This window comes from Streptomyces sp. NPDC093260, assembly GCF_040683715.1.
GTDB classification, from domain to species: Bacteria; Actinomycetota; Actinomycetes; order Streptomycetales; family Streptomycetaceae; genus Streptomyces; species Streptomyces sennicomposti.
This window is the reverse complement of record NZ_JBFBEK010000016.1, coordinates 32,550-53,348: the sequence shown is the minus strand read 5'-3', so window position 1 is coordinate 53,348 and position 20,799 is coordinate 32,550. Positions and strand designations below refer to the sequence as shown.

At 73.1% G+C, this 20,799-nt stretch carries 18 protein-coding genes; 10 read left to right on the top strand and 8 right to left on the bottom strand.

The annotated features are described in order from the left end of the window. Positions 1–152 precede the first annotated feature (152 nt). A complete protein-coding gene (locus tag AB0N63_RS21220; RefSeq protein ID WP_365530550.1) occupies positions 153–1,145 on the top strand; it encodes a DJ-1/PfpI family protein in 993 nt (330 codons plus the stop codon). A 124-nt stretch (positions 1,146–1,269) separates the two neighbouring features. Here the strand turns inward: AB0N63_RS21220 and AB0N63_RS21215 are convergent, their stop codons facing one another. From AB0N63_RS21215 to AB0N63_RS21205, 3 genes are all read right to left on the bottom strand, one after another. Then, positions 1,270–1,692: a PPOX class F420-dependent oxidoreductase gene (locus AB0N63_RS21215; RefSeq protein ID WP_365530549.1), complete on the bottom strand. Its 423-nt coding sequence runs from the start codon at positions 1,690–1,692 to the stop codon at positions 1,270–1,272. Between the two features lie 106 nt (positions 1,693–1,798). Next, positions 1,799–2,356 (bottom strand): DoxX family membrane protein, encoded by a 558-nt coding sequence (locus AB0N63_RS21210; protein WP_365530548.1) that lies wholly within the window; start codon positions 2,354–2,356, stop codon positions 1,799–1,801. 248 nt (positions 2,357–2,604) lie between these two features. Continuing rightward, positions 2,605–3,009: a 5-carboxymethyl-2-hydroxymuconate delta isomerase gene (locus AB0N63_RS21205; protein ID WP_365530547.1), complete on the bottom strand. Its 405-nt coding sequence runs from the start codon at positions 3,007–3,009 to the stop codon at positions 2,605–2,607. A gap of 354 nt (positions 3,010–3,363) precedes the next feature. Here AB0N63_RS21205 and AB0N63_RS21200 point away from each other — a divergent pair, with 354 nt between their 5' ends. Continuing rightward, on the top strand, positions 3,364–4,644 hold the full coding sequence (locus tag AB0N63_RS21200; RefSeq protein WP_365530546.1) for a phosphatase PAP2 family protein: 1,281 nt from the start codon (positions 3,364–3,366) through the stop codon (positions 4,642–4,644). Between the two features lie 468 nt (positions 4,645–5,112). Further along, complete coding sequence (locus tag AB0N63_RS21195) at positions 5,113–9,345, top strand: molybdopterin-dependent oxidoreductase (RefSeq protein ID WP_365530545.1); 4,233 nt, start codon at positions 5,113–5,115, stop codon at positions 9,343–9,345. A gap of 104 nt (positions 9,346–9,449) precedes the next feature. On the opposite strand, the gene AB0N63_RS21190 is transcribed toward AB0N63_RS21195, so the two are convergent. From AB0N63_RS21190 to AB0N63_RS21170, 5 genes are all read right to left on the bottom strand, one after another. Next, entirely contained in the window at positions 9,450–10,667 is a 1,218-nt protein-coding gene (locus AB0N63_RS21190; RefSeq protein ID WP_365530544.1) for a cation:proton antiporter, read from the bottom strand. A gap of 7 nt (positions 10,668–10,674) precedes the next feature. After that, positions 10,675–11,157 (bottom strand): TrkA C-terminal domain-containing protein, encoded by a 483-nt coding sequence (locus AB0N63_RS21185; protein ID WP_365530543.1) that lies wholly within the window; start codon positions 11,155–11,157, stop codon positions 10,675–10,677. Between the two features lie 274 nt (positions 11,158–11,431). Beyond that, on the bottom strand, positions 11,432–11,782 hold the full coding sequence (locus AB0N63_RS21180) for a hypothetical protein (RefSeq protein ID WP_365530542.1): 351 nt from the start codon (positions 11,780–11,782) through the stop codon (positions 11,432–11,434). A gap of 98 nt (positions 11,783–11,880) precedes the next feature. Beyond that, on the bottom strand, positions 11,881–13,170 hold the full coding sequence (locus AB0N63_RS21175) for an MFS transporter (RefSeq protein ID WP_365530541.1): 1,290 nt from the start codon (positions 13,168–13,170) through the stop codon (positions 11,881–11,883). 1 nt (position 13,171) lies between these two features. After that, a complete protein-coding gene (locus tag AB0N63_RS21170) occupies positions 13,172–14,263 on the bottom strand; it encodes a GNAT family N-acetyltransferase (protein ID WP_365530540.1) in 1,092 nt (363 codons plus the stop codon). A 357-nt stretch (positions 14,264–14,620) separates the two neighbouring features. On the opposite strand from AB0N63_RS21170, the gene AB0N63_RS21165 reads away from it, so the two are divergent. From AB0N63_RS21165 to AB0N63_RS21135, 7 genes are read left to right on the top strand one after another with little or no spacing between them, the layout of a single operon-like run. Further along, positions 14,621–15,976 carry a DegT/DnrJ/EryC1/StrS family aminotransferase gene (locus AB0N63_RS21165; RefSeq protein WP_365530539.1) on the top strand — a complete coding sequence of 452 codons (1,356 nt, stop codon included), beginning with the start codon at positions 14,621–14,623 and terminating at the stop codon, positions 15,974–15,976. Continuing rightward, positions 15,973–16,824, top strand: a complete 852-nt coding sequence (locus AB0N63_RS21160) for a transketolase (protein WP_365530538.1) — start codon at positions 15,973–15,975, stop codon at positions 16,822–16,824. The genes AB0N63_RS21165 and AB0N63_RS21160 overlap by 4 nt, the downstream gene beginning before the upstream one ends. Next, on the top strand, positions 16,821–17,900 hold the full coding sequence (locus AB0N63_RS21155) for a transketolase C-terminal domain-containing protein (protein ID WP_365530537.1): 1,080 nt from the start codon (positions 16,821–16,823) through the stop codon (positions 17,898–17,900). The genes AB0N63_RS21160 and AB0N63_RS21155 overlap by 4 nt, the downstream gene beginning before the upstream one ends. Continuing rightward, complete coding sequence (locus AB0N63_RS21150) at positions 17,897–18,076, top strand: hypothetical protein (protein WP_019983408.1); 180 nt, start codon at positions 17,897–17,899, stop codon at positions 18,074–18,076. Before AB0N63_RS21155 ends, AB0N63_RS21150 begins: the two co-directional genes overlap by 4 nt. A 3-nt stretch (positions 18,077–18,079) precedes the next feature. Beyond that, positions 18,080–18,949 (top strand): lysine biosynthesis protein LysX, encoded by an 870-nt coding sequence (lysX, locus tag AB0N63_RS21145; RefSeq protein ID WP_365530536.1) that lies wholly within the window; start codon positions 18,080–18,082, stop codon positions 18,947–18,949. Then, the gene (argC, locus tag AB0N63_RS21140; protein WP_365530535.1) at positions 18,946–19,968 is read left to right on the top strand and encodes an N-acetyl-gamma-glutamyl-phosphate reductase; all 1,023 of its coding nucleotides are present in this window, start codon (positions 18,946–18,948) and stop codon (positions 19,966–19,968) included. Before lysX ends, argC begins: the two co-directional genes overlap by 4 nt. Positions 19,969–20,008: 40 nt before the next feature. Further along, positions 20,009–20,785 (top strand): [LysW]-aminoadipate kinase, encoded by a 777-nt coding sequence (locus AB0N63_RS21135; protein ID WP_365530534.1) that lies wholly within the window; start codon positions 20,009–20,011, stop codon positions 20,783–20,785. Positions 20,786–20,799: the final 14 nt, after the last annotated feature.

The window sequence follows — 20,799 nt, the reverse complement described above, 5'->3', positions numbered from 1 at the left end:
GGCCGCCCGTTCCTCGCGGCGGGCCTCCTCCGAAAACCTACGGGCGGTGACGGCACGTCGGCAATGACGTCTAACATGCAGATCCCGACATCACCGCGACCGGCCCCGCCGCCCTCCCGGCCTCACCGGTCCGCCCGACCCGACGGAGCGTCATGAACACCGAGGGACGACTCGTCGTCATCGTCCTCTTCGAGGGCGTCGACCTGCTCGACGTCACCGGACCGCCCGAGGTGTTCTCCCTGCTGCGGCGCGAGACCGGCGGCACGGTGGGCTACGAAGTCGCCCTGGTCGCCGAGACGCCGGCGCCCGTCACCACCGCCTCGGGCGTCCGCGTCCTGCCCGACGCCACCTTCGACGAGGTGGCCCGCCGCGGCATCGACACCCTGCTGGTGCCCGGCTCGGTGGAGATCGACGGGCGGCGCCGCGTCCGCGCCGTCGCCGACCCGGTGGTGGTGGACCGGGTGCGGGCCCTCGCCGGACGGGCCCGGCGGGTGGCGTCGGTCTGCGTCGGGGCGCACATCCTCGCCGCCGCCGGACTGCTCGACGGCAGGCGCGCCACCACCCACTGGTCCACCGCGCGGCAACTGGCCGAGGAGCATCCGGCGGTAGAGGTCGACGCCGACCCGATCTTCATCCGCGAGGGCGAGGTCTGGACCGGTGCGGGGATCAGCGCCTGTCTCGACCTGTCGCTCGCCCTGGTCGCCGACGACTTCGGCGAGGAGGTCGCGCTGCGGATCGCCCGGCAGCTGGTGATGTACCTGAAACGGCCCGGCGGGCAGAGCCAGTTCAGCGTTCCTCTCGATCCCGTCTCCACGACCCGGCGCGTCGAGGACCTGCGCCACTACGTGGCCGAGCACCTCGGGGAACGGCTCGGCGTCGCGGAACTCGCCGCGTACGCGCATGTCGGCGAGCGGCAGCTGACCCGGATCTTCAAGACCGAACTCGGTACGACGCCGGGCGTCTACGTCGAGTCCGCCCGGGTGGAACGGGCGCGCCACCAGCTGGAGTCCACCGACGACACCCTCGAACGCATAGCGTCGGTCTGCGGGTTCGGCACGACGGACACCCTCGTGCGGGCGTTCCGCCGCAGGCTCGGCACGACGCCGACGGAGTACCGGCGCCGCTTCCGGCCGGTCACGGGCTGACGCGCCGGGTGCGGGCCGACACGGCGGGCACGCGCTGACACGGCGGGCGCGGCGGCGCGCCCGGCGGGCGGACGGCCGCCGTGCCCGTCGTGCCCGGCGCCGTGCCGAGCGCCCGGCCGGAGGCTCAGGTGGAAGCCTGGTCGCTGTCCTTGAACGTGCCCCAGCCGTGCCAGCGCTCGACCTCGATCCAGGCGCTCACCCGAGACCGGACGCGGTCGGGATAGGGGTTGCCGGTGTAGTGGGCGGAGATCCGGTCGATGTCGGCCAGGCCCTCGTCCTCGCGCAGCTCGGCGGCGCGGCCGATCAGGGTGACGTGGGTGTACCAGTCGTCCCCGGCCAGGACGGTGAGGCTCACCCGCGGGTCGCGGCGCAGATGGCGCAGGCGGACCCGCCCCTCGTCCAGGCTGATCAGGACCCGGCCGTCCTGCCACAGGTACCAGGTGGGCGTGGAGACCGGCGCCCCGTCGGAGCGCAGGGTGGCCATCACACAGGGGTTGGGGCGGCGCAGCAGTTCCACGGCGTCGGGCGGCAGCGGCGGCTTGGACATGTCGGTTCCTCCGGTTCTCGGGGTTCTCGTATGGTCCCGATCCTGCCGGACGCGGCCTCTCGGAAGCCTCAGGCCACGCCTGACGGCGTGGCCGCTCCTCAGCGGTTCAGAGGCTGAGCGTGATCGCGGCGCCCACACCTCCCAGCCCGAGCGCCAGCGCTCCCTCTGGCCAGCCGCCCGGGCCCCAGCGGAAGAACCGGTCGACGGCGAACCGGCCGGGGCCGATCAGGGCCACGGCGAGGGCCACCACGGTGATGCAGACGCTGTACTCGACACCCCCGTTCGTGTCCCACAGACCGTGCGCCCCGGTCACGGTCGCCATGGCGTTGATCATCACGCCGATCAAGGCGGCGGCGGCCAGCGGCGTCAGGAGTCCGAGGGCCAGCCCGAGGCCGCCCAGCAGCTCCGACAGTCCCCCGGTCACGGCGAAGAGCTTGCCGGGGCGGTAGCCCAGGGCCGCGAACCCCCGGCCGGTCTCCGTCAGTCCGCCGCCCCCGAAGAGGCCGAACAGTTTCTGCGCGCCGTGCCCGGCCATCAGCACTCCGAAGGTGATCCGGATGAGGAGGAGTCCCCAGTCGGACGCCGACGATCTGGGCGGGGACGCGTCACGCGCCATCGGTTCCGCCGTGCTCGACGGCCGGTACCAGCTGTGCTTCGTAACCATGGAAAGCTCCGGAAAGGTGGACGCCGGAACGGTAAGGGCCCCCAGCTCGGCGAGGACGCCGAGGCACCGGTCGGCGACGGGGGCGCCGCACCGCTTCGTGCGGCGCCTGCCGCCCACTGAGCCCACGCTTGCGCAGCGACGCCGCCCGCGCATCCCGAGCATCCGCCGCCGCGCCCGCCCCACCGCCGGCCCGCTCCCGGCCGCCCCGCCCCCACCGCTCTGCCGCCCCTGAGGCGTCCGCGGCGGCTCTAGGCCCGGGCCGCCCGCGGCCGCTCGCAGGCGGGTGCGCCCGCTGTCCGGGGCGGCCGCGCGGTGGGGAACAGACGGTAGGAGCCTGCCAGGTCCCGTACCTCGACCGAGCAGGTCGCCCCGCCCCCGCGGGCCGCCGGCAGGCAGGCGACGAGCAGGGTCAGGATGTGCTCGGACAGCCGCGCCTTCAGCGCCTCGGAGCGCCCGGGCATGAGGCCGACCTCCACGTGCACGAAGCCGCCCGCCCCGTCGCCGACGTACGTCTCGGCCCGGCGGAAGGCCGTCTTGCACACACCCGTCGAGCCGGAGTCCCGCAGGACCAGCCGGTGCAGTTCCCTCAGCAGGGCAGGCCGGTCGAGGGCGTCGGCCAGCTGCTCGGAACAGTCGATGGTGAGGTGCGGCATGGGGAACCCTTCACGCTTTCTGGTTTCACAAGGCAACCATTTTCCCTCGCGCCGCGGGTCCTCCGGACAACCCCCGCCCTCCGACGCCCCGGCACCGTCCGTAACCAGCGAAACCCGCCCACACCGTGGCGTTAGCATGTTCGAACTCGCGACGATCTCCCCGATCGCCACTCTTCACCGGGAAATCATGCCAAACAACATAAAAATCGACCTGTTCTCCCCATACCGAGCGAACGAGCCGAACAATTGAAAACCAATCCGACACGAATAACAACGCGAATACCGACACAAAGAGACGGTTCCCCCGATCCCGCCTCCGGCCCCGTCTCCACGCCCTGGCGCCGCCCGCAGACGGTGCTGTGGACCGTGGCGGGTGTGGCCACGGTCGCGTTCATCGTCGCGCTGGAATTCGCCGCCCACCATTACGGCATGGCGGGCCCGGTCAGCAATCTGGCCCGTGAGGTGATATTCGCCCCGCGTTCCGGGCCGCTGCTGTACGCCGGTCTGGCGCTGACGATGGTGGTGCTCACCTGGCGGCAGCGGGTCATCGCGCTCGGCGCGGCGATCGGCATCGACCTCGTCTTCCTCCTGGTGCGGTGGATCGCCGGGGCCCCCCTGATCTTCGGCAACGGCGCACTGTGGGTGATCCTGGGCTGCGCGGTGCTCGCGGTGACGCGCCGCGGCGGCCGGGAGCGGACGCTGCTGCTGAAGGGCGTCGGGCTGGGGCTGCTGCTGGTGGCCGGTCACAAGATCGGCGACACCTGGCTGGTCATCACGTCGAAGACGCGCCCCACGGTGCTCGACCAGTACGTGGCGACCGCCGACCACGCCCTCGGCAATCCGTCGTGGCTCGTCGGGCAGTTCGTGGACGCCACCGGAGCGTTCGGCTACTACTTCCTGCACCTGGTCTACGGGCAGCTTCCGCTGGCGGCGGCGATCGTCGGGCTGTACCAGCTGCGGAACGTGGCGGTCGAGCGGCGGTTCCCGCAGCACCACCTGGTGCGCACCTTCCTGGTGATCGGCCTGATCGGGCCGGCCGTCTACATGATCTTCCCGGTCGTCGGGCCGATCTTCGCCTACGGCGCCGACGGCGGGCACTGGGCGACGGCCGACCTGTGGCCCGGCACGCCGTCGCCGGTCGGCACCCCGCACGCGATGCCGTTCGACGGCGTCACCCCGCGCAACTGCATGCCGAGCCTGCACACCGCGTGGGCCACCTCGCTGTTCATCCACACCCGCCAGGGCTCGCGGCTGATGCGCTTCGCGGGCGCGTTCTGGCTGGTCGCCACCCTCACCGCGACGCTGGGCTTCGGCTACCACTACGGCGCCGACCTGGTCGCCGGCGTGGTCTTCGCGGTCACCATCGAGGCGGCGATGCGCGCGTTCGCCCGGGGCTGGGACCGCTCCAGCGTCCAGCTGGTCGCCCACGGCACGGTGGTGTTCACGGCACTGCTGGTGGCGTACCGCTGGCTGCCGACGGAACTGGCCGCCCGTCCCTGGCTGTACGGCCCGCTGCTCATCCTGGCGATGGCCTCGGTGGTGCACAACTACGCGCGGACCACGAAGCTGTGGGGCACGGCCCCGCAGGCCGTGCCGGCGGTGGCGCAGCCCGAACCGCAGCCCGAACTCGCCTGACCCGGGGGCGATCGGGGGCCGTACCGCCTCTGCCGACCGGCGCCGGAGCGCTCTTCGCGGACCGGCGCCACGGCGGAAGTCCTCCCTCGCGCGCCCACCGGAACGGCGATCAGCCGGGGCGCCGGCCCGTGTCCCCTCCGCGGAGGCACCGCGCGGACCGGGACGGGCGTCCTCGTGGCGGACCGGATTCCGGCCCGCCCCCCGCGGCGCCTCCTGCGGTACGTGCTGCAGCACCTGGAGTGCGGCTGGCGGCCCCCGATGGACTCGACATCCGTCTCGGGGCGCGGGCGCCCTCACAGGCCCGTGCCCGGAGGTGTGCGTGAGGTGTAATGGCGGGCGTTCCCGGCCTGTGACGGAGCGGAAACGCCGTCTTTCTACGGTGCTGGTCATGGGGCCGCCCCCCGCTCGAGGAGCGAAGGAGGCGGTCCGGGACGACACGCGTGACACAGCCGTAGGGATGGAGGCCCGGTGGCAGCCGGCTCGGAGAAGGAGAGCGTCCGCACGGTCTGCTCGTACTGCGGGGTCGGCTGCGGGATCGTGCTGGAGGTGGTGCGGGACCCGGCCGACGGCCGGCGGCGGGTGGCGAAGGCCGTCGGGGACAAGGCGCATCCCACCAACCGCGGCCGACTGTGCACGAAGGGCGCGACCAGCGCGGACATGATGGCCGCGCCAGGACGCCTCGACCGGGCGCTGGTCCGCGCCGAGCGCGGCGCCCAGCCCACGCCGGCCGACGTGGACCAGGCCGTCGCGACGGTCGCCGCCCGGCTGCGGGCGATCCTGGACGAGCACGGTCCGGACGCGCTGGCCTTCTACGTGTCCGGGCAGATGTCCCTGGAGGCCCAGTACCTGGCGAACAAGCTGGCCAAGGGCTTCGTGCGGACCCAGCAGATCGAGTCCAACTCGCGGCTGTGCATGGCGTCGGCGGGCTCCGGCTACAAGCTGTCGCTCGGCGCGGACGGGCCGCCCGGCTCCTACCAGGACTTCGACCACGCGGACGTGTTCCTCGTCATCGGCTCCAACATGGCCGACTGCCACCCCATCCTGTTCCTGCGCATGATGGACCGGGTGAAGTCGGCGGGCGCCAGGCTGATCGTCGTGGACCCACGGCGCACCGCCACCGCCGACAAGGCCGACCTCTTCCTGCCGGTCCGGCCCGGCACCGACCTCGCCCTGCTCAACGGGCTGCTGCACCTGCTGGTGGCGAACGGCCACACAGACGAGGAGTTCATCGCCGAGTTCACCGAGGGCTGGGAGGAGATGCCCGCCTTCCTCGCGGACTACCCGCCCTCGAAGGTCGCGGAGATCACCGGTGTCCCGGAGGCCGACATCCGGCGGGCCGCGCGGTGGATCGGCGAGGCCGGCGCGTGGATGAGCTGCTGGACCATGGGCCTGAACCAGTCCACCCACGGCACCTGGAACACCAACGCCCTCATCAACCTTCACCTGGCCACCGGCGCCATCTGCCGCCCCGGCGCCGGACCGTTCTCACTGACCGGCCAGCCCAACGCGATGGGCGGCCGGGAGATGGGCTACATGGGTCCCGGACTGCCCGGCCAGCGCTCCGTGCTGGTCGACGCCGAGCGGGCCTTCGTCGAAGACCTGTGGGGCGTCCCGCAGGGTTCGCTGCGCACCGGGGCCGGGCGGGGCGCCGTCGAGATGTTCGAGCGGATGGCGGCCGGAGACATCAAGGCGTGCTGGATCATCTGCACCAACCCGGTCGCCTCGGTGGCCAACCGCCGGACCGTCATCGCCGGTCTGGAGGCCGCCGAACTCGTGGTGACCCAGGACGTGTTCGCCGAGACGGAGACCAACGCCTACGCGGACGTGGTGCTGCCCGCGACGCTGTGGGCGGAGTCCGACGGCGTCATGGTCAGCTCCGAGCGCAACCTCACCCTCGTCCCGGGCGTCGCCGATCCGCCCGGACAGGCCCTGCCCGACTGGCGGTTGATCGCCGAGGTGGCCTGCGCCATGGGCTTCGCCGACGGTTTCTCCTACACGTGTGCCGAGGAGGTGTTCGAGGAGCTGAGGCAGGCGTGGAACCCGGCGACCGGCTGGGACCTGCGGGGTGTCGACTACGCACGGCTGCGGACCACGCCCGTGCAGTGGCCCGCACCGGCCGCCGACGGCCCGGACCGCAACCCGATCCGCTACCTCAACGACGGCGTCAGCCAGACCCTGCTGGTGCGCGAGGACGGAAGCCGCCCCCGGCTGGCCTTCCCCACCCCGAGCGGACGCGCCCGGTTCTACGCCCGCCCGCATCTGCCGCCCGCCGAACTCCCCGACGAGGACTATCCGTTCGTCCTCAGCACCGGCCGCCTCCAGCACCAGTGGCACACCCTGACCAAGACGGGCAAGGTCGCCAAGCTCAACCGGCTCGACCCGGGTCCCTTCGTGGAGGTCCACCCCGAGGACGCCGAAGCCCTCGGGGTCGCGGAGGGCGACCGCCTGGAGGTCGCCTCCCGTCGCGGGCGCGCCGTCCTGCCCGCCGTGATCAGCGACCGGGTCCGGCCCGGCGTGTGTTTCGCCCCGTTCCACTGGAACGACCTGTTCGGGGAATACCTCAGCATCAACGCCGTCACCAACGACGCCGTCGACCCGGTCTCCTTCCAGCCCGAGTTCAAGGTGTGCGCCGTCGCCCTCACTCCGACGGCCGTCCCCGCCCCGGCGTCCCGCCCGACCACCCAGCCCAAGACCGCACCCGTGCCCTCTGACGCCGCACCCGCACGGCCCGCCGAGGCGGCGACCGCTCCCGACGGTTCCCCCGTCCGGGCCCTCGCCGCCCTGTTCGGCGTGACCGACCTCGCCCCCGCCCCGCTCGCCGAGCCGGAACGCCGCTACCTCGCCGGCTACCTCTCCGGCCTCGCCCTGACCCCGCCCGACGGAAGGGTCCCCGTCCTGCCGCCGGACGCGCCCATCGAGCACGGCCGCGCCCTGTGGGTCGAGGGGGTCCTCGCCGGCATGTTCGCGCGCACGGCCACCGCCGTACCAGCGGGGGCACGGACGGCCGCGCGGACCGCCCCGCCGGAGGCCGCACCGGCCCGCCCCCTGCTCGTCCTGTGGGCCTCCCAGACCGGCACCGCCGAGGAGTTCGCCGCCGGCGCCGCCGCACACCTCGGCCGGACCGGCCGTGCCCCCGAGGTGCTGTCCATGGCCGACGCGACCCCGGACCGCCTCACCGCCGGCACCGACGTCCTCCTCGTCACCAGCACCTTCGGCGACGGCGACGCCCCCGACAGCGGCGCCGGTTTCTGGCAGGCCCTGACCGCCCCGCACGCCCCGCGGCTCGTCGGGGTCCGGTACGCGGTCCTCGCCTTCGGCGACTCCGGCTACGCCGACTTCTGCGGCCACGGCCGCCGGCTCGACGAGCGCCTCGCCGCCCTCGGCGCCACCCGCCTCGTGCCCCGCGCCGACTGCGAGCCCGACTACGCGGAGACGGCCGGACGGTGGCTCGACCAGGTGACCGCCGCCCTGACGACGACCGCCGAGGAGCCGCCCGCCGGCCGACAGACGGACGACCCGGCCGCGCCCGCCCGCACCTCCGCCGCACCGGCCTCCCCCGCCACCGCCCCCGCCCCGCCCGGGTACACCAGGTCGTCCCCCTTCTCCACCCTGCTCGTCGGCAACAGGCTGCTCAGCCTGCCCGGTTCGCAGAAGGAGGTACGGCAGTTCGCCTTCGACACCCGCGACGGCGAACTCGCCTACGACGCCGGTGACGCCCTCGGCGTCTGGCCGGTCAACGGCAACGGGCTGGTCGCCGAATGGCTCGCCCTGACCGGACTCGACCCCGACGAGCCGGTCGACCTGGCCGACGGCCCGCCGCTGCCGCTGGCGGAGGCGCTGCGCACCCGGCTGGACATCTCCCGCGTCACCACGGACCTGCTCAGGTTCGTGACCGAGCGCACCGGCGACCACGGCCTGAAGCGGCTGCTGCGCCCGGACAACAAGGACGCGCTCGCGCAGTGGAGCTGGGGCCGCCAGGCCGCCGACGTCGTCGCCGAGTTCCCCGTCCGCGCCTCCGCGGCCGAGTGGGCGGGCGTTCTCAAGCGCCTCCAGCCCCGGCTGTACTCCATCTCCTCCAGTCCGCTCGCGCGGCCCGGCGAGGTACGTCTCACCGTCTCCGTCGTCCGCTACGCGAGCCGGCTCGGCCGGGACCGCAGGGGCGTCTGCTCGACCTATCTCGCCGACTGCGCGGACGACGGTCCCGTCCAGGTGTTCGTGCAGCGCTCACCGCACTTCCGGCCGCCCGCCGACCCCGCCACGCCCATGATCATGGTGGGGCCGGGGACCGGGGTGGCGCCGTTCATCGGCTTCCTGGAGGACCGGCTGGCCCGCGGTCACACCGGCGCCAACTGGCTCTTCTTCGGCGAGCAGCGCCGGGCCACCGGCTTCTACCACCGCGAGGAGCTGGAGGCGTACCGCGCCTCCGGCCATCTCGCCCGTCTCGACCTGGCCTTCTCCCGTGACCAGCGCAACAAGATCTACGTCCAGGACCGGATGCGCGAGCACGGGTCACGGCTGTGGGAGTGGCTCGAGGACGGCGCCCACTTCTACGTCTGCGGCGACGCCGGGCGCATGGCCAAGGACGTGGACCGGACCCTGCGGGACATCGCCGCCACCCACGGCGGCATGGACCCCGAGGCGGCCGCCGCCTACGTACGACGCCTGTCCGCGGACCGGCGCTACGTCCGCGACGTGTACTGACGGGGCCGCCCGGCCGGGCTCCGGACGCCCTGAAGCGGGACACCGGGGGGGCCGCCGGGAAGCGGAACACCCCGGGGACGGGCCCGTCGGTGGGACCGGCGCCGTCACTGGGACGCGGACACGCCTTCCGCCTCAGCCGGCCGGGGGCTCTCCTGCTGCTCCGCCTTGGGCGCGGGGCGGGTCAGGCGGCGGACGACGGGCTCGGTCCAGCGGGCGGTGAGGGGGCCCATGATGACGAGGATGAGGACGTAGGCGGTGGCCAGAGGGCCGATGCGGGGTTCGGTGCCGACGGCGAGCCCGGCGATGACGATGGAGAACTCGCCGCGGGCGACGAGCGCGCCGCCCGCCCGCCAGCGGCCGGCCCGTCTGATGCCCGCCCGGCGGGCCGCGTACCAGCCCGTGGCGATCTTGGTGCCGGCCGTGACCACAGCCAGGAGGAAGGCGGGCAGCAGGACGGGCGGCATGTCCGCCGGGTTGGTCGAGAGGCCGAAGAACACGAAGAAGACGGCGGCGAACAGGTCCCGCAGCGGGGTGAGCAGGCTGCTGGCGCCCTCGGCGACCTCGCCGGACAGGGCGATGCCCACGAGGAAGGCGCCGACGGCGGCGGAGACCTGGAGCTGCTGGGCGACGCCGGCGACCAGGAGGGTCAGGCCGAGGACGACGAGGAGCAGCAGTTCGGCGTTGTCGGAGGAGACCGCGCGGCTGATGTGGTGGCCGTAGCGCAGGGCGACGAAGAGGACGGCGGCGACCGTGCCGAGGGAGATGAGGAGGGTGAGGCTGCTGCCGGCGAGGCTGAACCCGGCCAGCAGGGCGGTGAGGATCGGCAGGTAGACGGCCATGGCGAGGTCTTCCATGACCAGCACCCCGAGCAGGACGGGGGTCTCGCGGTTGCCGAGGCGTCCCAGGTCGCCCAGGACCTTGGCGATGACGCCGGAGGAGGAGATCCAGGTGACGCCGGCGAGGGCGACGGCGGCGATCGGGCCCCAGCCGAGCAGCAGGGCGGCCACCGCACCGGGGACGGCGTTGAGGGCGAAGTCCACGGCGCCGGACGGGTACTGCGTCTTCAGGCTGGTGACGAGTTCGGAGGCGCTGTACTCCAGACCCAGCAGGAGCAGCAGCAGGATGACACCGATCTCGGCGCCGGTGGCGACGAACGACTCGCTGGCGCGCAGCGGGATGACGCCGCCCTGACCGAAGGCGAGGCCGGCCAGGAGGTAGAGCGGGATGGGCGAGAACCCGACGCGGCCGGCCAGGCGCCCCAGCAGGCCCAGGCCGAGGATGATGGCGCCCAGTTCTATGAGCAAGGCGGTCATGTCGTGCATGGACGGTCTACCCCCCAGTGATCAGTTCGGCGACGCCGTCGACGCCTTCGCGGGTGCCGACGACGACGAGCACGTCACCGGCGGCGAACCGGAAATCGGGCGTCGGCGAGGGAACGGCGTCGGTGCGGCGGAGCACGGCCACGATCGATGCCCCGGTCCGGGTGCGCGCCTGGGTGGCGCCCAGGGTGCGGCCGGCGTACGGCGAGCGTTTGGTGACCTCGATGTGCTCGGTGACCAGGTCGAGTTCGAGCTGATGGCGCAATCGGACGGGGTCGGGTGTGAGCAGTTTCGCGAGCGTGGCCGCCTCGGTGGTGGTCAGCGCTGCGGCGTCGCTGCAACTGTCCTCGTCCTCCGGGTCGTGCAGGGCGAGGACGCGCTGTCCGTCCGTGCGGACGACGATCGACAGACGGCGTCCGGCCTCGGTGTCCAGCTCGTACTTCGTCCCGAGGCCGGGCAGCCGGGTCTGTCGGGTGCGGGCGTAGGACTGCATCACATCTCCAGCGGCGAGAGCAGCGTGTCGGGCGAACGGCGGTGCCAGGGCCGTCCCGTGGTCCCGACCGACAGCGCGGTCGCGGGCGTACGCACCGTCTCCCCGGACGCACGGACCGCCTGCCCGGTCACGCGCCAGCCTAGTTCACCCGGCCTGAAGGCCCGGCGGCAACCCTCGCCCGCCCGTCGCGGACTCTCCCGCACCGCCGACAGCACCGCGCCCCGCCGGGCCAGTGGCCGGCGGGGCGCGGTGCACGGGTGCGATTCGCGGGATCTCAGCAGTTGTCGCCCACGGCGTCCATCTTCCCGCCGAATCCGCGCAGGTAGAAGTCGCCGTAGTCGCCCTTGCGCACCGGGTGGCAGACCTTGCCGGCGGCCCAGTCGATGAAGGCGCCGGTCCGGTTGGCCCGGAAGGAGCCGACGTGATCGGTGAAGTCGCCCGGCAGGTCGCGGTAGCCGCCCGTCCACACATAGCGGGCGCCCGTGTGGTACTGGCCGCGCCACAGGCAGATGGCGTTGCTCGGACACAGGAGCCCGGACTGCGCCTGCGCGTCGGCGGAGGCGCCGAGCGTCGTCGCCGCCAAAGCCGCGCCGACCAGTGCGAGACTCGCCGCTCGTTTCCCCATTCCGTCTCCTTCGGTCCGAAGTGCCGTCCTCTCATTGTCCGTTCCGAAGGGAGAAGCCGGAATACGGTTCACGTGTGCGGGGGTTCACCCACCCGCCGTCAACGCCCGTCCGCTTCCGCCGCGGTGGTGGCCGGTACCGCCGCCGGGGCGTCGGTGCCGCGTGCCGCCGCCCCCGTCACCGGGCCGGCCTTGCCGGCGGCGCCGGGCAGGCCGGTGCGGCGGGCCACGGCGGCGAGGGCCAGCAGGACCAGGCCGCTCACGGCGCCCAGGAGGAGGAAGGGCAGGCGGTGGTTCACCGCGTAGAGCGCGACGCCGAGCAGTGGGCCGAGGACGTTGCCGAGGTCCGATACCAGGCCGAACAGGCCGAACGCCTTGCCGTCGTCGGACGTGGCCGCCTTCAGTTCGACGATCCCGCGCCGGGCGGTGAGGAACAGCGTCGAGTAGCCGAACATGTAGACCATGAAGCTCAGACCGACGGCCACGAAGTGGGCGGTGGCGGCCATGGCGCACAGGCCGACGGCCGTGAAGCCCAGTCCGGTCGCCGCGAGCGTGCGCAGCGGCAGGGTGAACCGGCCCAGCAGCCACATCGCCAGGCCCGAGACGGCCAGTCCGGCGACGAAGACGACGGAGATCACCGTGCGGGCCGAGGAGTCGGCTCCGCTGCTCAGGTACTCCGGCAGGAGGGGTTCCAGCGCCGAGTAGACGAGGAAGGTGAACATGTCGAGCCCGCCGAGCAGGAGGGCCCACACCCACCACCGGGTCGGCGCGGGCCCCGCCGCGGGCGCGTCCGCCCCTGGCGCGGGTTCCGTCTCCTCCTCGGGCTGCGGGGCCTGCTGCCCGGGGATGGCGAGGACCAGCCCGACCGCCGTGGCCGCGGTGATCACGGCGCCGGCGAGGAACAGTCCTGTCAGGCCGACGGGCACGGCCGCTCCGGCGATCAGCGGGCCGAGGAGGAACCCGGCCACCGCGGCCGACCCGAAGTTGCCCATCATCCGGCTGGTGGGGATCTCGTGCTGCCGGCACAGCGCGGTCATCCCGGCGTAGAGGGCCGGGGACACCAGTCCCTCGCCGATCCCCCAGACCACCCGGGCGGTCAGCAGGGTGGCGCTGTCCCGGGCCAGCGCGGTGAGCGCGATGCCGGCCGCGGCGGTCAGCATGGACAGCATCGCGACGCGGTCCGCGCGCCACCGGTCGACCCACCAGCCGCCGACCGGCTGCGCCAGCGCCTTGGCGCCCGCGAACAGGGCGAAGGTCAGCGCGACGACGACCGGCCCGGCCCCCGCCCGGTCCTCCAGGTCCGGCACGAACGGGATCATCACCGTGTACGACGCGTTGACGCTGATGACGGCTGCCAGGAGCAGCGCGATCCGGCGCCGTCCGGGTTTCATGTCAGTCTCCTCTGATGTACGCGGACAGCACCCGGTCCATGTGGGCCAGCGCCGGTTCGAGGTCCGGACGGGGCCCGGGGGCGTAGACCAGGGCCCACAGGTCGGTCCCGGTCAGGGCGTGGCGCTCCTTGAAGCGGTAGTTGTCGCGCCCCCATTCCAGGCGCCGCATGCCCTGCTCGTAGGCCCACTCGGTGCTGCGGTACATGAGCGCCACGTAGGTGCTCAGGTCGTGCAGGGTGGCGTAGGCCACCCCGCCGCACATGAAGGTCACCTCCGTGCCGCGCCGGAAGGCGAAGAAGGCCCCGACGAGCCGGCCGTCCACCTCGGCGGCGACCATCATCGCGCCGGGCACCCGCAGCATGCCGTGCAGCGCGTCCTCGTCGAACAGCGCCGGCCAGTCGTTCTTGTCGCTGGTGTCTACGGTCAGCGGGTACGCGGCGGGCACCAGCGCGTGCGCCTCGGGCCCTTCGACCATGCGGATCGTCAGGCCGCGCTCGTCGGCGCGGCGCAGTCGGCGCTGCACGTCCCGCCTGATCTTGTTGGTGACCCGGAACATGTGCTGCTCGAAGCCGGCGTCGAGGTCGAGGTCGCAGCTGTACGTGCGCTCCAGCAGGATGCGGCCGACCGGCGGCCCAGCCGTCTCCAGCCAGTCGGCGACGCCCTCCTCGGTGAGGTTGGGCACGACGAGCAGTTCGGCGGAGCCCGAGGCGATCCACTCCATGGCGGTGGTGTGCGCGCCCCGGACCAGCGCGGCGGGCACGTGTCCGCGCTTGCCGTACATGGAGTACGGGGAGCCGGCGAAGATCACCGGGTTGCCGAACCGGCCCACCAGGTCGACCTGCCGCTCGTAGCCGTCCCAGAACGGGCACTCGTGCACGGCGTAGAGCGGGAGGACCGAGGCCCCGTCGGGGTGCGCCGGGTCGGTGTGTACGTACGCGTGTCTGGAGCGTTTTTCGACGCCTATGTCCTCCCAGGCGCGCAACCAGCCCGCGGAGTCGTACAGGCAGCTGGCGGCCACCCGCTCCGGCACCTCGTCGGACAGCCGCCAGTCGGCCGTCGTCACCGTGCTCCGGCCGGTTCCTGTGGTGTCCACCCCGCGCACACCTCCTGCTTGGGCCATCGGTCCGGACGGGGGACACGGTAGGCACGGCTTCTCTCACGGCGCTCTCACGGCGGTATCACCGCGCGGGGCCGGTCCACGGACCGGGCGGGGGCCGGTCCCGTCGCCCTCTGCGGTCCGCGACGGCCGGCCGCGGGCCCGTGCACCGGCGCTCACCGGGGGAAGTGACCGGGCGGATAGCGCCGTGAGAACACGGCAAGAGCGGCCCGCCGTAGCGTCCACGGCGGGGTCGGCCCCACGGCGACGTGGGCGGCTCCGCACTGATTCGGGTTCATGCATTTCCGGCGACACGGACCGGGCGGGACCTGGTCCGCTCACAAGGGGAGAGACATGAAGGCGCAGCTGGCGATGTTCGGCAGCAAGCCCGTGGTTCGTCCGGAGCATCGGCGGCTGGAGTGGCCGGTGGTGACGCAGGCGGACAAGGACGCCGTGCTGCGGGCCCTGGACAGCCGCAAGTTCACGGTGGGCGCGAAGAACGAGCAGGAGATCAGCGGCCTGGAGCGGGAGTGGGCCGAGTTCTGCGACACCCGTTACGCGGTGGCCGTCAACAGCGGCACGGTGGCGCTGGAGCTGGCGCTGACCGCCCTCGGCCTCCAGCCCGGCGACGAGGTCATCGTCCCGGCACTCAGCTATGTGGCCACCGCGATGGCGCCGCTGTACCAGCTGGCGATCCCGGTGTTCGTGGACATCGACCCGGTCACGTTCAACATCGACGTGACCCAGATCGAGGCGAAGATCACCTCCCGCACACGGGCGATCGTCCCGGTGCACCTCGGCGGTCTGCCCGCCGACATGGACGAGATCCGGGCGCTGGCCCGCAAGTACGACCTGCTGGTGGTCGAGGACGCCGTGCAGGCGCAGGGCGGCAAGTACCGCGGTGAGACCGCCGGCTCCATGGGCGCCGCCTCGGTGTTCAGCCTCAACGTGGAGAAGAGCGTCCCGACCTGCGGCGAGGGCGGCCTGATCGTCACCGACGACGAGAACGTCGCCGAGCGCTGCCGCAGCCTGCGCATCCTCGGCGAGGACCTCAGCACCGAGGAGCGGCTGTACGTGTCCGCCACCCGCGGCTCGAACCTCAAGCTCAGCTCCGTGCTGGCCGCCTTCACGCGGTCGCAGCTGGCGAGGTTCTGGGAGTACCAGGAGCGCCGCGACAAGAACATCCCGATCTTCCTGTCCCGGCTGGCGGCGCTGCCCGGCATCGTCGTCCCGCCGGTGCCCGAGGACCGCACCCACATGTGGCACATGCTGCGTTTCCGCTTCGACCCGCAGGCGGCGGGCCTGGATGGGGTGACGCCGGGCCGGTTCCGCCAGGCGCTGCGCCGGGCGCTGCTCGCGGAGGGCGTGCCGCTGACGCACTACCAGATCATCCCGCTGCCCGGTCAGCCGGTGTTCCAGGAGCAGAACGCCTACGGCAACGGCTACCCGTGGTCGCTGCCCGGGACCAACCCGCAGCGCTACGACCTGGCCGACTACCCGGTGACCTGCCAGGTCATCGAGGACTCCCTGTGCCTGCGGCGCATGCACCTGAACCCCGAGGCCGGCCCCGCGCTCGACGAGTACGCGGCCGCCTTCGAGCGGGTCTGGGAGAACCTCGACGTCATCGCCCGCTTCGCCCGCGCCCTCGACTACGCGCCGCCGTGGGCCGCCGTCAAGGGCTACGAGCAGAAGGCCGGTGTACCGGCGTGAGCGTCCAGACCGCCGAGCCCGAAACGGGTGAGGACGCGCTCGGGGACGAACTGCGCGGCCGGGCGCTCGCGGTCCGGGAGCATGTGCTCAGGATCGGGGCCGGGGCGAACGGCGCGCACGTGGGCGGCGCCCTGTCGGCGGCCGACATCCTCGTGGCCCTCTACTTCGCCGTCCTGCGGGTGCGCCCGCAGGAGCCGGACTGGGCCGGGCGCGACCACTTCGTCCTCAGCAAGGGGCACGCCGGCGCGGCGCTGTACGCGACGCTCGCCGAGCGGGGCTTCCTGCCCGTGCCGGAGCTGGACACCTACGGGTCCCCCGCCGGGCGGCTGATGGCCCACCCCACCCCGGCGGTGCCGGGTGTGGAGTTCGCGACCGGATCGCTGGGCCACGGTCTGTCGCTGGCCACCGGGCTGGCCCTGGCCGCCCGCCGGGCCGGGCGCCCCAACCGGGTCTTCACCCTGATGGGCGACGGCGAGTTGCAGGAGGGTTCGGTGTGGGAGGCGGCCATGGCGGCCGCGCACCTGAAGCTGGACAACCTCACCGCGGTGGTCGACCGCAACCGCCTCCAGATCAGCGGTCCGACCGAGAACCGGATGGGGCTGGAGCCGCTGGCCGACAAGTGGCGGGCGTTCGGCTGGCAGGTGGCGGAGGTCGACGGGCACGACTTCGCCGAACTGGTCCCGGCCCTGCGGGCCGCACCGGTTCCGGGGCGCCCGACCGTGCTGATCGCCGAGACCGTCAAGGGGCGCGGCGTGCGCCATCTGGAGCACCGCAAGCAGAGCCACTTCGCCAAGCTCGGCGAAGCGGCCTACGAGCGGGCGCTGGCCGCCCTGCGAGCCTCGGCATGAGCGGCGCGCCGAGCGTGGGGAGCCGGCCGCGGCCGGTCGCGGGCGAGCGGCAGGACGGCTCCGACCGGGCCGCCTACCGCGCCACGCTGCTCGAACTGGCGCAGGCCGACCCGCGGATCTGGTGCCTGGACTCGGACATGGGCGGGCTGGAGAAGCAGTTCGAGGCCGTCCTGCCGGAACAGTACGTGGACCTCGGGATCGCCGAGGCCAACCTGATGTCCGTCGGCGCGGCCCTGGCCAGTACCGGCATCCTGCCCTTCGTCAACACGATGGCCGCGTTCGCGTCGGCCCGGGCGCTGGAACAAGTCAAGATCGACATCGCCTACCACCGGCTGCCGGTGCGTATCGTCGCCACCCATTCCGGCCTGTCCGCGGGCCAGTTGGGGCCGACCCACCACGCCCAGCAGGATCTCGCGGCGATGCGGGCACTGCCCCACATGACGGTGATGACGCCCGCGGACGCCGCCGAGACGGTGCGGATGGTCAGGGCGGCGGCGTATCTGCCCGGTCCGGTGTACATCCGGCTCGGGCGCGGCCCGACCGACCCGGTCTACGACGGCGACGCCGGTTTCACCGTCGGTGAGGCGGTGGAACTGCGTGCCGGGAGCGATGTCACGATCGTCGCGGCCGGCTCCCACCCCGTCCTCTTCGCGCTGGCGGCGGCCGACCGGCTCGCCGCTCAGGGCGTCGGGGCGACCGTCCTCAACATGCACACCATCAAACCCCTCGATGTCGCCGCGGTGGTGCGGGCCGCCGAGCGCACCGCCGGCATCGTGACCGTCGAGGACCACTCGCTGATCGGCGGGCTGGGCGGCGCGGTCGCCGAGGCCGTCGCCGAACACCGGCCGACGAGGGTGCTGCGGGTCGGGGTGAGCGACGCGTTCGCCTCCCGGCCGGGCGGCCATCGCGAGCAGCTCACCGCCGGCGGTGTCAGCCCGGACCGCGTGGTCGCCGCCGCCGAGGCGGTCCTGAGCGGCCGTCCCCTTCCACCGGCCGACCCGGCCGGCGAGCACGACCGGACCGTCCACAGTCACACCGTTCACCACAGCCAGACCGTGAAGGAGAGTGCGTCATGACCACCGCCACGACGAGCACCTGCCCGGAGTGCGAGGAGATCGTCCCGACGGCGCCCGACGCACGCGTGACGTCGATCGTCGTGTGCCCGGCCTGCCAGGTCGAGCTGGAGATCATCGGTCTCGACCCGGCCGAGTTCGCGCTCGCCCCGGAGATCGAGGAAGACTTCGGGGAGTGACGGGTGACCACAAGCGTGTCGCAGGACGGCCTCCTGGCCGTCCTGACCACCCGCGTCCGCCTCGAGGAGCGGCTGATCTTCGCCGCCCTCGAGCGACGCGGCGTCCCGTACGCGGCCGTCGACGACCGTACGCTGGTCAGTGATCTCCAGGCGCCGCCGCCGGTGCGCTACCGCGGGGTGCTGAACCGGATCATGTCGCACACCAGGAGCGTCTACGCGACGCGCCTGTTCGAGTCGACGGGGCATCGGGTCTTCAACCCGAGCGGCGTCATCGAGGTCTGCGGCGACAAGATCCTCACCTCGCTGGCCCTGGTGGCCGCCGGGCTGCCGACCCCGCGCACCGTCGTGGCGGTCACCCCCGACGCGGCGCTGGGGGCCATCGAGGAGATCGGCTACCCGGCGGTGGTCAAGCCCGCCGTCGGGTCGTGGGGCCGGCTGATGTCGAAGGTCAACGACCGGGACGCGGCCGAGACCCTCGTCGAGCACAAGCAGGCGCTGCGCTCGCCGTCGCACTCGGTGTTCTACGTCCAGGAACTCATCGACAAGCCCGGCCGCGACATCCGGGTCATCGTGCTCGGCGACCAGGTCGTCGCGGCCGTCTACCGCAGATCCGAGCACTGGATCACCAACACGGCGCGCGGTGCCACCACGGAACCGTGCGAGATCACGCCGGAGCTGGCCAAGCTCGCGCTGCGGGCCGCCGAAGCGGTCGGCGGCGGCATGCTCGCGGTCGACCTGATCGAACGCTCCGACGGCGAGGTGCTGGTCACCGAGGTCAACCACACCATGGAGTTCCACGGTCTGGCCGCCGCCACCGGGCTGGACATCGCCGACCTCCTCGTCAGCCACGTCCTGGAGGCGATGGACCCGTGAGAGCAACGGTGATCGGCGCCGGCGGATACATCGGCGGCGAACTCGTCAGGCTCCTGCTCCAGCACCCGCATCTGGAGCTGGCCCAGGCCACCTCGACCCGCCTGCGGGGCCGTCCGCTGACCGCCGCGCATCCCAACCTGCGCGGCCACAGCGATCTGTCCTTCGTGGCCGAGGAGGACCTGAAGGAGTCCGACGTCGTCTTCCTGGCGGTGCCGCACGGGGCGTCGGCGAAGAACATCGCCGCCTGGTCTGCGCTCGCGCCGATGGTGGTGGACCTGAGCGCCGACTTCCGGCTCCACGACCCCGTCCGGCGCGAGCGCCACTACCCGGGCGCCGCACCGGACGAGGTCTGGCTCTCGCGCTTTCGACCCGGCATCCCCGAACTGCACCGCGAGCAACTGCGCGGGGCGACCCACATCGCGGTGCCGGGCTGCATGGCCAACGCCGCGATCCTCGCCCTGCACCCGCTCGCCGCGGCGGGGCTGGTCGAGGGACCGGCCCTGATCGACGCCCGGACCGGCTCCAGCGGCGGGGGCCGGAGTCCCGACGAGGGCAGTCACCACCCCGAGCGCAGCGGCGCCCTGCGCATGGCCAAGCCGCACGGTCACCGGCACACCGCGGAGATCGAGCAGGCCTGCGAGGTACCGGTGCACATGACGGTGACCGGCATCGAGGCGGTGCGCGGCATCCAGGTGGTCTGCCACATCACCCCGTCGCGGGCCGTCACCGAGCGCGAGGTGTGGGCGCTGTACCGCGCGGCCTACCGGGACGAGCCGTTCGTCCGGCTGGTCAGGGAGCGCTCCGCGCTGCGCAGGATCCCGGACCCGAAGATCCTCAGCGGCACCAACTACTGCGACATCGGCCTGTCGCTGAACGCCGAGGGGGACCACCTGATCGTCGTGGCGGCCATCGACAACCTGGTGAAAGGAGGCGCCGGCAATGCCGTCCAGTGTTTCAACATCGCCGTCGGCCACGACGAGACCGCAGGACTCCGGTTCGCCGGGCTCCACCCGGCCTGAGCGGTTCGTCATCAAGGTCGGCGGTTCGCTCGGCGCGGAGATGACCCGTGCCTGCGCCGACATCGCCGACCTCGTCCGGCAGGGCGCTGAAGTGGTCGTCGTGCACGGCGGCGGCGCGGAGGCCGACCGGCTCGCCGCCGAACTCGGGCGCCCGGTGCGCAGGTTGACCGCGCCCGACGGCCGGCACAGCCGCTACACCGACGCACCCGCGCTGGACGCGCTGGTCATGGCGATGCTCGGCCGGGTGAAACCGGCGCTGGTCACGGAGCTGACCGGGGCCGGGGTCCGCGCGGTCGGCCTGTCCGGGAACGACGGCTCGCTGGTCACCGCGCGCCGGACGCCGCCGGTCAGGGCCGTGGTCGACGGGGTGGAGCGGGTCGTCCGGGACGACTTCTCCGGGCGGATCAAGGACGTCGATCCGGCTCTCCTGCTGACCCTGCTGGGCGGCGGTTACGTACCGGTGGTGTCGCCGCCGGCCAGGGACGCGGCGGGCGGGCTGCTCAACGTCGACGCCGACCGGTTCGCCGCGCGGCTCGCGGCGGCCCTGGCGGCCGACTGGCTGATCATCCTGTCCAATGTGCCCGGGCTGCTGCGCGACCCCGCCGACCCGGACAGCCTCGTCGCCGAGGTGCCCGGTGAGGAGCTGGACACGTATCTCGACGGCACCGGCGGGCGGATGAAGGTGAAGCTGCGCAGCGCGGGCGAGGCCTTCCTGGCCGGGGTCGCGCACGTCGTCCTGGCCGACGGCCGCCTCGACTCCCCGGTGCTCGCCGCCCGGAAGGGCGTCGGCACGACGTTCGTCCGCGGCGCCGCCTAGGGTCTTCCGTCCGG